The organism is Proteus appendicitidis (assembly GCF_030271835.1).
In the GTDB taxonomy this organism is placed as follows: domain Bacteria; phylum Pseudomonadota; class Gammaproteobacteria; order Enterobacterales; family Enterobacteriaceae; genus Proteus; species Proteus appendicitidis.
The window spans coordinates 1,908,880-1,922,489 of record NZ_CP127389.1; the positions used below are offsets into that span (position 1 = coordinate 1,908,880).

Genomic DNA, 13,610 nt, shown 5'->3' on the forward strand with positions numbered 1-13,610 from the left:
GGCGCTATTTTTTTGTGTTTAGGTAACTCCTTGCTAGTCATCGAATTAATTAGCAAGGCAAAAAATTAACGATATCCCCGAGTATGGTTTTTGGCTGACCAACTGTAGGTTTCATCACTAGGAGCTAATTTCTGTTTTTTCTTGAGGGCTTGTGCTTTTTTGGTGGCTTTTTCAACTTCGAGGGAGATTTCGGTAATAATGGAGTCTTTGACTTTATTCATTTCAGCATTGGTTAATTCACGCCCTAATTTCTTTCTCTCTTGACCTATTCTGGTTTTTACTCGCATTTGTTGGGCATCTGTCATCTCTTGGAGTGTCAATTTCTTCATTCTTTTACCCTACCTATGTTGAGAGAGGAAGTATTAATATAACATTATTAATGCACCTCTCCATCATTATGTTTAGATTTAAGGTAATTAAATTCTGATTATATCGAAAATGCATTACACACTTAATAAGCGTGTAATGCATAAAAATAAGAGCTGAATATAGACTGAAATTTTAAACTAATTGAAGAAATGCTGTTTTAAATTCATCAATGTCTTGCTGTGTTGTTGCCCAAGAAGTACAAAGACGTAAACAACTCAAATTAGGATCTTCAAGTAAAACACGATGAAAAACAAACTGCTGTGTTAATTTTTCTGCAATTGTGTTTGGTAAAATAACAAAAACTTGGTTAGATTCCGGTGGCGCTAAAAACTCAAAACCTTGTGTAGTAAAGAATGCGGCTAATTGTGACGCCATTTCATTAAGGTGTTTGCCTAATTTAAAATAGAGATCATCTTTAAATAAAGCTTCAAATTGCGCGCCTAATAACCAACCTTTCGCTTGTAATCCACCCTTTTGTTTTAAGCTAAAACGGAAATCAGATTTTAATGCTGGATGACAAATTACTAGCGTTTCAGCTGACATTGCACCGATTTTAGTGCCTCCAATATAAAAAGCATCGGTTAAGTTGGCGATATCTTCGATAGTTAGATCACTTTGCGCAGACATTAATCCGGCTGCTAAACGGGCGCCATCAAGATATAACCACAAATTATGTTCGTTACAGAAGTTACGTAGCGCTTGTAACTCATCTTTACGATAAACCGTACCAATTTCTGTGGCATTCGTTATATAAACAAGCTTAGGTTGAACCCCATGTTCATCATTATGCTCAGCAAGAATAGGTTTTAATAGAGCAGGTGTTAATTTGCCATCAGCCGAAAATGTAGTGATAACTTTATGCCCTGTTGCTTCAATGGCACCGGTTTCATGTGTCGCAATATGCCCAGTACTGACAGAAATAACAGCTTGGTATGGACGTAAAAAATGAGAGATAGCGGTTAAATTTGTAATGGTGCCACCATTAAAAAAATGAATATCCGCATCAGGTTGTTGAATACGCTGTTTTATTAATTGCGTAGCTTGATGACAAAGCGTATCCATCCCATATCCATCATAGCGTTGCCCAATTGTATCAGTGATTGCCTTAATAACCGTAGGATGTGCAATTTCATTATAATCATTTTGGAAGCGGTACATGTGTTCTCCTGTCGAATATTGTATTTTTATCGTGTTTTATACAAAAAACGCCTCACATCTAATCAATATAACGATTAAATGTAAAGAAATATTAATGTATTCTGTTGTGGTTTTGTGTTTTTATTGTGATTTAAATAGAAAAGAAGCCTATTACCTAAAAAATATAATATCAAATGTGAAGTATTTTTAATGTATTTAGATCGGGTGCTGTGTTTTTATCGTGTTTATAAAGAAAAACGCCCCACATCTAATCAATACAAAGATTGAATGTAAAGCGTTTTAATATATTGAAAATGCCGGTTATTTAAAACCCATTATTTGATATTAATTATTTAAAGCAAACCTCGCCCCAACGCGCCAATCCGGCGGTGACAGAGCCAAAGTCATTACCTTTAACAATAGGAACATTGGGTAACTGTTGTTCTATTGCTTGGCATAAAATAGGCGAACGTGCCGAACCTCCAGTCATAAAGATAGCGTCCGGTTTTATTCTCCCTTGTTTTACCACATCATTAACCAATTCAATCATTTTACTTTTTGGCGATTCAATAGATTCAACCATCTGATCGCGTTCAATGGTTAATTCTAAGGTTTCACTTAATAATGCGATATTAGCAATATACTCAGGAGAATCTGATAAAGCGATTTTAGCTTCTTCAGCACGACGAACAATGCTGTAACCTAATGTTTCATTATAGACTTCAATAAGGCGCGATATTTTTTCAGGCTCTTTTGCATCCCGTCTTAGCTGATTTAATACAGCAAGGTTTTGACGAGAATAAAATTCTTTTTGTGCTTCTACATTATTAATCGCAATAGGGTCCCAAAACTGTTTCAGCGGTAATTTAATACCTGAAGACGTTAATCCTGTCATACCAAATAAAGGCATAAGCTGTTTAAAAGCAAGGTAAATATCAAGATCATTACCACCAACACGTTGTCCACTATGGGCAAGTAATGTGTTTGAACGGTCGGTTTTGCCTTGATAACTCGGCCCCATTTGAATTAATGAGCAGTCAGTTGTACCACCCCCAATATCAACGACTAATACAGTTTGGTCTTTAGTTAACGTCGATTCATATTCAAGCCCGGCAGCAACAGGTTCAAATTCAAACATAATATTCTTAAAGCCAGCTCTTTTAGCTGCACGGATAAGAATACTTTCAGCTTGCCTATTTGAAGCATCGCCACCTAACCCATTAAAGTTAATAGGTTTGCCGATAACGGTATCTGTGATCGCTTCTTGTGTGCTTTTTTCTGCTTGGTGCTTAATATTTGCCATCATGGCGCAAACTAAATCTTCAAAGAAGCTAATTTGTATATCATGTAGCCCTGAAGCACCTAAGAAGGATTTAGGTGATTTAACGTAATAGACATCACGAGGATCACGTAGGTATAAACTTAATGCAGATTGTCCGAAGAGAATATCTTCAGGAACTAATTCAATATCTTCTTCTCGATTAAACGCGATCGACTTTCTTAGTAATTGTTCGCCAACTTCACTGGAAGGTTTAATATTTAAATGGCGAAATAAGTGCTCAGAAACAGATTCACGGGTTGGCGCACAAAGGGTTGATGGAATATACACATCATTACCTTCTAAAGGCAAAAGAGTCGGTTTTCCCTCTTTCATAATTGCAACAGAACAATTTGATGTTCCGTAGTCAAAGCCAATAAACATTCAGCCTCCCCAATAGACTTCATTAAAAAAAGACTGAGCACTCTACATCAAGCTTTTTGTAATTACCACCAGATTATGTGGCTAAAAAGAGAGAAAATAAGTGAAGTCATGCAGCATATTAGAGGCTTATAATGCCTGAAATGATATTAATAATGGTTGTAAAATCATCTAAAAGGTTTGTCTTGGGAAAGAGTAAAAAAATATGAATACAATTTACTTGTGTATAGTTGGAATTTCGGGTTACGAAGGACCTAATTTTATTTTAGGGGCTTTTGATAATGAAGATGCAGCTCAAAAAGCAAAAGCGACATTTATTAAAGATAATCAAAGCGAAGGCAATCAAGTTAAAGTGCTCACTGAAAAAGAGCGATGGATAGAAATCGAAGATGTGAAATTAAACAGTTTTAGCTGTGATATCCCCCTTTCCGATTTTTATTACCCTGTTTCACGGTTTAGTGAAGGTTTTGGGCAGATCTATCGTGATATTGAAGCCATTTTTGATAACTATGAAAATGCGCTCGCCAAAGTAGAACAACTCGAAAAAGAGTATGAAGGATCTGATGCCTCATTCCCGGAATATTTTGCGATTGAAAAGCTACAAGCAAATCAAATTAATACTAAAACCGTAGCACAGTGGCTAGCCGATGACTTTTTCGGCGATGATAACCGTTTATTGTGATGATTTTCTTTCGATGTTGCGTTGGTAGTCGCTATTTGCACCGAATTGTTCTTTTAAGAAATCAACAAATAGCGTTATCTTGCGAGGAAGGTTTTTCTTGTCAGGATAAACTGCATAAATAAAGTGCTCAGGTAAATCAAAGGATGTCAAAATAGGAATAAGCTTTTTATTTGTGTTTGATAAGTCTGTGTGAGTAATAAAATGTGGAAGTAAGGCGATACCTATCCCTTGTAAAACAGCTTGTAATAATGCCTCGCTGTTATTAACACGATAGCTACCTTTAGGAATATGGCTATATTTTTTACCTTTTTGATAAAAAATCCACTCCATGCCAGCTTGATATAATGAATACGATAAGCAATTGTGATTTTTTAGCTCAGAAACTTGCATGGGTTCACCATATTTATCAAGATATTCTGAAGAGGCGTAAAGCTGGCTATAACAAGGTGATAATTGACGTGCTATTAATGATGAATCGGGTAATTCACCAATTCTAATTGCAAGATCGTATCCTTCTGCGACTAAATCCGTTACTTTGTCATCAAATAAAAGTTGTACATCCAGCTCGGGGTATTTCTGCATAAATAAAGGCATTATCTTAGCAATATGTAACGTACCAAATGACATAGGAGCCGAAATTTTAATGCTACCTTTTGCTTTATCGCTAAATTGTGAAACAGCCTCTTCTGCCATTACAGCTAAATTATAAGACTCTCGAATATAACCAATATAAACAATTCCCTCTTCAGTTAAACTGACACTTCTTGTCGTTCGATGAAATAAGCGTACACCTAACTTCTCTTCTATACCTTGGATAGCCTTACTGACTGCCGATTTTGTCATATTTAATGTTTTGGCAGCTTTGGTAATACTTAAGTGTTCAGCTACAGCAATCAGGATGGGAAAGACATTCATATCATTCATATTGTCAACCTAGAGTAAACAGTGTGTTTTCTTGCCAGTATTCTCGAAAAGGAATATTTTAAATCCACACAAAAAATGATTTATATAGACTTAATATTATGAATAACAAGTATATTCTCTCTCTTATTGCAATTTTTTCTGGTGTTTTACTTTCATTAATGATTATGAGTAATAGCTACTTGGCCAGTTTTACAACGCCATTAACCGCATCATGGATAACACACGGTATAGGGGCTATTTTCTCTTTAATTATATATATTTTATATTTAAGAAAGAATCAACAGAGCAAAAAAAACAATAATAAAATAAAAATCCTATGGTATTTAGGTGGTATCCCTGGAGCATTTACGGTGTTATTAGCTGCAATTACAGTAAATAGTGCATTGTCGCTTTCTGGTAGCATTATTTTAATGATTACAGGACAAATTCTTTTTAGCGTTATTGTTGATGCAATGGGATGGTTTGGGGTTGAAAAAAGAAAAATTACCTTACGTGATTTATTTATGTGCTTTTTACTTATTTCTGGTAGTGCATTATTAATTATAGGTAGATAACTAATGAGTGTTTTTATTTTAATTGCATTATTTAATGGTGTTTGTATTGTAACAAGCCGTACTTTAAATGGTAAACTAGCACAAAATAGCAATGCTTTTTATAGCTCTTTAATCAATCACTTAGTTGGCTTTATATTTTTAACTATTTTCGTTTTATGGATAAAAGATTACCACTCTATTGAACTCTCAACGATCCCTTTAATTGCCTTCGCTGGTGGTATTATTGGTGCGTTCTTTGTTGTCATTAATAGCTACGTATTACCGCTATTGGGTGTGATGTTAACGTCTGTTTTAGCTATTTGTGGGCAAATGATCTCAAGTCTGGTTATTGATATATTTAGTGGTGTTGGAAGCAATAACCTACTATTGCAAATAATAGGTGTTTTGCTGATTATCGGTGGTGTGTTAATTAAATTTACTAAGCAATCCAAATAAAAAATCCAAATAAAAAATTAAAGGGAAAATTAAATTTATTTCTATTCTTGGATAATAAAGTTGTTATTTAAATTAGATATAAAGTGATTTTTATCACAACTCATCGTGATTGCTAAATTTGGTTTTAATCCACCTAAATAGCAGTCAACCGAGTCGGTAAATAAATGAAATAAACACCCTACCGCAATGGCTTTAAATTTCCATGATGGTAAAAATCCTATGCCTAAGTAAGCTAAGGCAGCCCAACCAGTATGTAATGGGTGAAAACCTACGCTACAACGGTTGGGATCAAAAATAGGTGTTGCTAACAAATGGTCAATATCAATAGCCATTGTTCCTATCATAAGCAATGAGGCTATCTTCCAATTCTTACGCCAGAAAAGATAGCCTAATAAAATAGGTGCTAAAAAGTGTAAACTGTAATGTAAAAGTGTTCTAACAATTTCAAGTATCACAAGATCCCCAATGTTCTAAAAATATTTGTTATTTAATTGCCAAATAGTTGTCATATCCTTTATTTGAACTAACTTTAAAGTAGTTTTTTAATTAAGGAATTTATAATGAAACGTAATAAAATATTGGTTGGTTTATTATCCTCATTACTTGTTGTTTCGGTAGCGAGTGAAGCCTGCTCTAGTTTGGCTATACTTGATAAAAATAATAACGTTTACCAAGGTAGAACACTTGAACTGACGGAAGATTTACCTTCATGGGTTACTTTTTATCCTAAAAATACACAATTCACAAAAAAAGCTCCTAATGGTGAAAATAGCCTAAGTTATAGCAATAAATATGACATATTAGCCGTTACAACAGATATCTTTTTTGACGGCGATGATCATAACTTATTACAAGGTTTAAATAGTGCAGGTTTGTCATTTAGCGCCAATATGATAACAGAAGCTGAATTATCACCGCTTGATAAAAAGGATTATGATAAAGCTATTCCCGTCACTTCGATAGGTGAATGGGCTTTAGCTAATTTTTCAACAGTTGAAGAAGTACAAAAAGCGGTTGAGTCAGGTTATTTTTGGGCCCCCGTGTTAAAAAACTTTGGCAATCTAAAATCGCCTTTTCACTATGCCTTCTATGATAAAAAAGGTGGCAGTATTGTCGTTGAAGCCACAAACGGTAAATTACACGTTTATCAAAATCCAACCCGTGTAATGACAAATGGTCCAGACTTTCCTTGGCATTTAACTAACCTTAATAATTATAGTCAATTAACTAATATTGATAAATCTTCAGGTAAATTGGCTAATATCAATGTGGTACAGCCTGATAGCGGCATTGCAACATCTCAATTACCTTCATCAGATACGTCTGTCGGTCGTTTTATTCGCGCGGTTTATTTTTCAACCTACGCACCAACAGCCAAATCGACACCTGAAGCGATGAATACCCTTGCACACATTATGAATCGCTTTGATAGAACAAAAAATATCACGGTTGATATCATGGGAGAAAGTCAAAGCACCAATAATCAACCGCAAACGGAATACACTGTTTGGACAACGTTATCTGATTTAACAAATGGTGTAATGAAAATAAGAGGCTATAACGATTTCAACTATACCGAATATTCTCTTTCACAGTTTAAAGATATGAATAAACCTGTTTTTGAACAGATTAACTTGAATAAATAATCTTTCATCGTTACGTTAGAGGCTGGCGACTTATTATTAACGCCGCCTCTACTAAAATAACAATATATAAAAGAAATATTTTTAATGTGATGCTGAATTAGGCAATGCCCTATCTATTTCGCCTAATGCAAATGCTAAATCAACGGCTGCAATCTGTGATCCTGTATAGGCATCAATCTGAGACATTTGTGCATTTAATAATGCAATCTCTGCGGTATTAATTTCGGTTACGGTTCCCAATCCGTTACGGTAAAATTCTACACTGGCGGTATATGTTAATTGTGTTGTCTCGACTAAATTTTTAGACGCTTTATTTGCCTCAAGTGCCGACTTGAGAGTATTTTCGCTAATTGAAATCTCTTTTATTGCAAGATCTTGGCTTTTGCGTAAATTTTCTTGAGCTAGCCTAATTTCTGATTGTGCATTTGCCATTCTAGATTGACGTATTCCGCCTTCATATAATGGAATACTGACTCCAATCAAGATATTAGAAGATGACGTTCTTTGGCTAATATCAGGAAGTCCCTGAACATCAAAGCTACCAGTTCCTCCTGCAAGAGCACCAGCAAGATATACTTTAGGGAAATAGTCAGATTCGACAGAATTAGCAGCCTTAATTGCGGCTTGTTGTAATTCATACTGCGCTAAAACATCAGGACGTTGTGCAAGTGCTTTTTTTATCACATCATGAGTTAGTGGTGAAATATCATCAGGAAGAAAATTATCATCGGCATAATTAATGGTTATTTTTTCAAAAGGTGAAACGCCAATAGCAGACAATAAGATTTGATATTGATCTTTTTCATGACCTTTAGCTAACACGTTTTGTAATTCAATTTGTGCAACTTGTTGTTTTGCTAATGCCACATCCAATACGGTCGCTAATCCCTTCACTCGTTTTTGCTCAACGGCATATAAAATATCTTTACTTCTTTGAAGGGCTTTTTGAGTAATATTCACCTTTTTTTGTGCTGCACCATAGCTAAAATAGGCAACCGAAACATCATGAATAATTTTCTGATGCATCAGATTAAAATTAAGATTTATTGCTAATGAAGTATGTTTGGCAGCATCGACTAATGCTCCTCGTTTACCAAAATCAAAAATAAGCCATCTAAATGTGAGTGCTGGAATAAAAGCGCTACTAGATGTTTTTATATCATCAACAATAGGATTTTTAGGTAAATCAATTTTACCATGTTGATATCCTGCGAGTGCTGTTGCTGTGATAATTGGCAAATATGTGCTTTCTATCATACCGATATCTGTGGCAGATTTTTTTGCTAATTCCCATGCAATACGTGTGTCTGGGTTATTTTGTTGCCCTAAATCTATCAGATCAGCTAAAGCATAGTGAGATTTAACCATTCGTTCTTGAGGGAGCGATAAGTATTGCTCAGCAGGTGAGGAAAGATATTGAGTATTATCATAAGCGATAGGATTTTGAGAATACTGCTTAAATGAACTGCTTGTGTCAACGCAACCAACAAGTAATAGGCTTAATAGAGATGACAGAATATTTTTTTTATTATTAATAACTACTTTTATCATCATGAATTCTCTCTTATTAAATTTTTAAACACCAGCTCTCTTTCATCTGTGGGTAGCATTTTCATTTCTTTATTAAGAATGGTTTTCTTAAACTCATCTTTTGATTCTTCGCTAATATTTAAATGAGTGAGATCGTCTTCAAAAATAAACCTATGAGCATAATTATGATAACTAATATAAGAAATTTTATTTAACGACTCTTTAAAAAATAACATTAAATCCTTGTTTCTCTCTCTATTTTCTTTCTCAAAAATGAGTAAGTCTACATTATCTTTAGATTGTGTAATTGTTTCATTAACAGATGAAACTAAATCAAGCATGTCATCTTTATTGGGTGAATATCTTAAGTCTGTATAGTTATCTAAAAGAGTAGTAAATTGCTTATATATCGTATTAACAATACTTGAAGGCCATACTTTTGTGAAAATAATGTACATCACAATATTACCTAACAAAATGCCTAAAATACGATCAGAGACCACATCCATATCAAAACTAGGTTTAAATCCATGTAATGTTGTTAATAAAAATGCTAAACCGACTTGTACACCAGCATAAGAGATACGTTCATTACCAACAGCAACCCAAGCTGCAGGTAATAAGCAGAAAAAGATCAGCACCATCAATTCAAAAACATCAGATAAGTTAGGGATAATATAGAGCAGTGAAATCATGCCAATTAGCGCCCCAATTAGGCATCCGGTGATCCGTAATGTTAATTTATGAACTGTTTCACCAACAGATGTTAATGCCACAACATAACAAGTGATCATTGCAGTATGAATACCCTGCCATTTAAAATAATCATAAAAAATATAACATAGAATAGCGGCTATAGTAGTTTTTAAAGCGAAGTACTTATGATTAGGATTTGTAAATGCATCACTAACAAAAAAAGGTGTTTTTTTCTGTACCGGTTTAGTTTCTCTTTTATTAGATAAAATATTATCAAAAGTATTTAATAAATGAAGTTTGTTTATTGTATATTGAGATTGTTGTTTATCTTTTATTTTATCTATTTGATGATGTGTAAAATAATCGGCCATTTCTAAACATCTTTTAGAAAGAAGAAAACGTATAGAAGTTGGTGTGTCTTTATCAAAAGTTAATGACATAATTAATATTTTATAAGAGTTATCAATAATATTCTCTAACCATTGAATATCTTCTCTTCCCCGTAAATAAAATATTTTAATAAACATTAAATAACGTTTACATTCTGTTTGCGTACTCAGTAATTCACTAATTTCGAGTTGGCTTTCTTTTCTTCCTAAAAAGAAATCACTTGCAGTAGAAAAGCGTGTGGCAATTCTGTTTAACAGTAATTTTCTTGGGCTAATGCCAACAAAGAAATTAAATAAAATAACCAATAACATTGGAGATACTGCCATCAGTAATGCATAAAGTAACGCTCTTGTTGCAACATCTCCTACAGGGATATCATCAATTAAAGTCATTAAAAAGGCGATAACTAAAGCGACTAAATTACCAATGTCACCAAGGCTACTGGCCGATGCTAAATACATAAAAACAGCTGAAAACAAAGCCATAAAAAAGAATCGTAAAATAATGTTTTGTATCGTGAGATTAAAAAGAACAAAGATAATACACACAACAATAGAACATAAAATAATTACGCCAACAGATAATAATATATTTTGTACAGCATCAGCTTTGATTAAATAGATAATTAAATAGCAACTTATTGCGGATTCGGGAATTTCATAAATCATCGCAATAGCAGCCATTAAGGCACAAAGCAATGCAATGCGCCAAGTAGTTGCTAAACGAAAATCAAAGGGTAACAAGTCTTTTTTGACTTGTTTCACTATTAGAGAGGGTTTAACAATCATCGTCGTTAGCTATTATATTGACAGTTGCTGTAGCGCCAACCCGCATAAGATCTTCTGGTGGATTGGTGATAGTGACTTTAACAGGAAACCGTTGTTGAACTCTAACCCAATTTAATGATTTAGGTACATAGGGCAAGTCTCTTGGGATATTAATAAGATCAGTTGACATGATCCCTCGGCTAATACCTTCTACTTTGCCTTTAACAGGGTGATTATTATCAATCATTGAATAAATAACGACACAGTTGCCTATTTTTATATTATTTAAATCGGTCTCTTTAAAATAAGCTGAAGCATACCAAGTATCAGTATCAATTAAGGTAAATACAGACTGTCCAGAAATAATAAATTCACCAGGTGATAGCACTAATCCAGCAACGTAACCATTGCTTGGCGCTTTTACTTCAGTATTACTTAATTCCCATTCAGCCATTGCCAATGAGGTTTTTAACGATTTCACTAATGCTACTTCTGAATCTGTATTATTAATTAAAGCTTCTGAGGCGACATTTTGTTTTTGTGCCTGTTTTAATGTGACTTCTGCATCATGTTTTAATGTTCTGGCATCATCAACTTGTTGTGCGGTCACAAATCCTTTTGCTAATAATGGCTCTAGTCTATTGAGTGATTGAGTCGCTAATAACAAATTGACTTGAGCACGTTTTATTTGTGCTTCTGCAACCTCTGAATTTGATGTTTCTGCAATAATAATACGTTGTTTGTTACTTAATGTTGCTTCAGCAATCATGAGTTGTTCTTTTGCTTGCTGAACTCTTAATGCGTACATAGTGGGATCGATAGTAAAGAGTAAATCCCCTTTATTAACCTTGCTATTTTCTTTGACGTAAATAGCACTAATTCGACCTGGCACAGTTGATGATATGTTAATTTTGTTAGCGTCAATTATTGCATCTTCACTGAGTGGGTTTAACGCTGATAATTGAATATTTTTCCACAATAAGATGAGTGTAATCACAAAAACACTCACCGTGATTATAAGCGCCAGCTTTTTTTTGATTTTTTTATCCATAATTTAATAAGAAAAATAAAATAAAGAGATAGTTAAAGAAATTGATAACAATATTGCAAAATAAAAGATTAAAGGAAGTGGCAATTTATCATCAATACCCCAATAGATAAGTAACACACGTATGACAAAAGCTCCTAATAAGCCGATAAATGTACATAACATCCAATACGGGAAATAGGAGCCTAACATACTAATAAAAGGAGAATGGCCTCGAGAACAACCTGATAACAGCAATATCATTATGCTCAAGCTAGTAATACGATAATATTTTTTTATTCTATCCAAGGTAATACACTCGTCATTTTACGATAAATTTTATGGTTCGTTTTCAACAAGATAGTGTTTTTATTTATAGTATTTAATCAATGAATTAATCTAATACAATCCATCAAATAGATGTTAGATGTTTTTTATCTATCAATCCATAGCATTATCTTAAATTTTTTATTGAAAGCAGGACTCCATTTTCAAATATGGCTGTAATTATGGGCGTTACATGATTTTAAGAGTATAGTAGTCAATCTTTCAGCCAGACTAGATATAACAATTTTTATTATGGAATCAGCGTTTTCTGCTCAAAACATTCGACATATTCTTGCTAATAACACACCGATTATTGATGTGCGTGCGCCTATTGAATTTAATCAAGGCGCGATCCCTCATGCTATCAATTTGCCTTTAATGAATGATGAAGAGCGTGCTGCTGTGGGGACTTGTTATAAACAGCAAGGTTCACAAAAAGCGGTTGCTTTAGGGCATCAATTGGTGAGTGGTGAAATTCGTGATAACCGTATTGCAGCTTGGCGTGAAGCTTGCGAGCAATTTCCTAATGGTTATATTTGCTGCGCTCGAGGAGGAATGCGTTCTCATATAGTTCAGCAATGGCTTAAAGAAATAGGTGTAGATTATCCATTAATTGAAGGTGGATATAAGGCGCTAAGACAGGCTGTTATTGAAATGACCAATGAATTGGTTCAACGACCTATTATTTTAATTGGTGGATGTACCGGCAATGGAAAAACGACTTTAGTGCGTTCGTTACCTGAAGGTATTGATCTTGAAGGTATTGCACACCATCGAGGTTCATCTTTTGGTCGCACTGTAGAAGATCAATTTCCTCAAGCTACCTTTGAAAACCATCTTGGTGTTGAAATGTTAAAGAAAGCACCGAAATATACACGATGGGTACTTGAGGATGAAGGTCGCGCTATTGGTGCTAATGGATTGCCTGAATGTTTACGAGCAAAAATGGCTGAGGCATCAATAGTTGTTGTTGATGATCCCTTAGAGCGTCGCATAGAACGTTTGAAGGCAGAATATTTTGATCGCATGACACATGATTATCTGGAAGCATATGGCGAAGAAAAAGGCTGGCAAGCTTACAGTGATTATTTGCATCATGGTTTATTTGCTATCCGCCGCCGATTAGGCTCTCAAAGAGCAACAGAATTAACTCAGTTGCTAGATAATGCCCTAGAAATACAGAAAAAAGAGTCTAACACAGAGGCGCATTTTTCTTGGTTAACACCTTTACTTAAAGAGTATTACGATCCTATGTATCGTTACCAATTAAGCAAAAAGGAAGATAAAATTATTTACCAAGGAAGTTATGAAGAAGTCATGCAGTGGTTTAACAATAAGTAGATAGCTAAGATTTCTGGTATTAAATATATATACCAAAGCAAATACCCAAAAAAATACCCAAAAAACACCAAAGAAAAGCCCCGTAA

The 13,610-nt window shown here is 34.3% G+C and carries 14 protein-coding genes; 5 read left to right on the plus strand and 9 right to left on the minus strand.

Going from position 1 to position 13,610, the window contains the following annotated elements:
• Positions 1-65 precede the first annotated feature (65 nt).
• From QQS39_RS08970 to yegD, 3 genes are all read right to left on the minus strand, one after another.
• Positions 66-329, minus strand: coding sequence for a YjbD family protein (locus tag QQS39_RS08970; protein WP_023582219.1), 264 nt, complete (start codon positions 327-329; stop codon positions 66-68).
• Positions 330-501: 172 nt separating this feature from the next.
• Entirely contained in the window at positions 502-1,527 is a 1,026-nt protein-coding gene (locus QQS39_RS08975; RefSeq protein WP_285805794.1) for a threonine aldolase family protein, read from the minus strand.
• Between the two features lie 328 nt (positions 1,528-1,855).
• On the minus strand, positions 1,856-3,208 hold the full coding sequence (gene yegD, locus QQS39_RS08980; RefSeq protein WP_285805795.1) for a molecular chaperone: 1,353 nt from the start codon (positions 3,206-3,208) through the stop codon (positions 1,856-1,858).
• Between the two features lie 202 nt (positions 3,209-3,410).
• On the opposite strand from yegD, the gene QQS39_RS08985 reads away from it, so the two are divergent.
• The gene (locus tag QQS39_RS08985) at positions 3,411-3,887 is read left to right on the plus strand and encodes a hypothetical protein (protein WP_285805796.1); all 477 of its coding nucleotides are present in this window, start codon (positions 3,411-3,413) and stop codon (positions 3,885-3,887) included.
• On the opposite strand, the gene QQS39_RS08990 is transcribed toward QQS39_RS08985, so the two are convergent.
• Positions 3,879-4,811, minus strand: coding sequence for a LysR family transcriptional regulator (locus tag QQS39_RS08990; protein WP_151435099.1), 933 nt, complete (start codon positions 4,809-4,811; stop codon positions 3,879-3,881). The genes QQS39_RS08985 and QQS39_RS08990 overlap by 9 nt on opposite strands.
• Before the next feature lie 98 nt (positions 4,812-4,909).
• Here QQS39_RS08990 and QQS39_RS08995 point away from each other — a divergent pair, with 98 nt between their 5' ends.
• Both QQS39_RS08995 and QQS39_RS09000 read left to right on the plus strand, forming a co-directional pair.
• Positions 4,910-5,365, plus strand: coding sequence for a DMT family transporter (locus tag QQS39_RS08995; RefSeq protein WP_151435100.1), 456 nt, complete (start codon positions 4,910-4,912; stop codon positions 5,363-5,365).
• Between the two features lie 3 nt (positions 5,366-5,368).
• Entirely contained in the window at positions 5,369-5,800 is a 432-nt protein-coding gene (locus QQS39_RS09000) for a DMT family transporter (protein ID WP_151435101.1), read from the plus strand.
• 41 nt (positions 5,801-5,841) lie between these two features.
• Here the strand turns inward: QQS39_RS09000 and QQS39_RS09005 are convergent, their stop codons facing one another.
• Positions 5,842-6,255 (minus strand): DUF6122 family protein, encoded by a 414-nt coding sequence (locus QQS39_RS09005; RefSeq protein ID WP_151435102.1) that lies wholly within the window; start codon positions 6,253-6,255, stop codon positions 5,842-5,844.
• A gap of 102 nt (positions 6,256-6,357) precedes the next feature.
• Between QQS39_RS09005 and QQS39_RS09010 the strand changes: the two genes are divergently transcribed.
• On the plus strand, positions 6,358-7,446 hold the full coding sequence (locus QQS39_RS09010) for a linear amide C-N hydrolase (protein WP_265576325.1): 1,089 nt from the start codon (positions 6,358-6,360) through the stop codon (positions 7,444-7,446).
• An 81-nt stretch (positions 7,447-7,527) separates the two neighbouring features.
• Here QQS39_RS09010 and QQS39_RS09015 read toward each other — a convergent pair whose 3' ends face one another.
• Genes QQS39_RS09015 through QQS39_RS09030 form a run of 4 tightly spaced genes read right to left on the minus strand, consistent with a single transcriptional unit; the run spans position 7,528 to position 12,120 of the window.
• Complete coding sequence (locus tag QQS39_RS09015) at positions 7,528-9,000, minus strand: TolC family protein (protein WP_151435104.1); 1,473 nt, start codon at positions 8,998-9,000, stop codon at positions 7,528-7,530.
• Positions 8,997-10,850, minus strand: a complete 1,854-nt coding sequence (locus tag QQS39_RS09020; protein ID WP_285805797.1) for an FUSC family protein — start codon at positions 10,848-10,850, stop codon at positions 8,997-8,999. The genes QQS39_RS09015 and QQS39_RS09020 overlap by 4 nt, the downstream gene beginning before the upstream one ends.
• On the minus strand, positions 10,840-11,880 hold the full coding sequence (gene mdtN / locus QQS39_RS09025) for a multidrug transporter subunit MdtN (RefSeq protein ID WP_285805798.1): 1,041 nt from the start codon (positions 11,878-11,880) through the stop codon (positions 10,840-10,842). The genes QQS39_RS09020 and mdtN overlap by 11 nt, the downstream gene beginning before the upstream one ends.
• 3 nt (positions 11,881-11,883) lie before the next feature.
• Entirely contained in the window at positions 11,884-12,120 is a 237-nt protein-coding gene (locus QQS39_RS09030) for a YtcA family lipoprotein (RefSeq protein ID WP_322618352.1), read from the minus strand.
• A gap of 315 nt (positions 12,121-12,435) precedes the next feature.
• Between QQS39_RS09030 and mnmH the strand changes: the two genes are divergently transcribed.
• Positions 12,436-13,524, plus strand: a complete 1,089-nt coding sequence (gene mnmH / locus QQS39_RS09035; protein ID WP_285805799.1) for a tRNA 2-selenouridine(34) synthase MnmH — start codon at positions 12,436-12,438, stop codon at positions 13,522-13,524.
• Positions 13,525-13,610 lie beyond the last annotated feature (86 nt).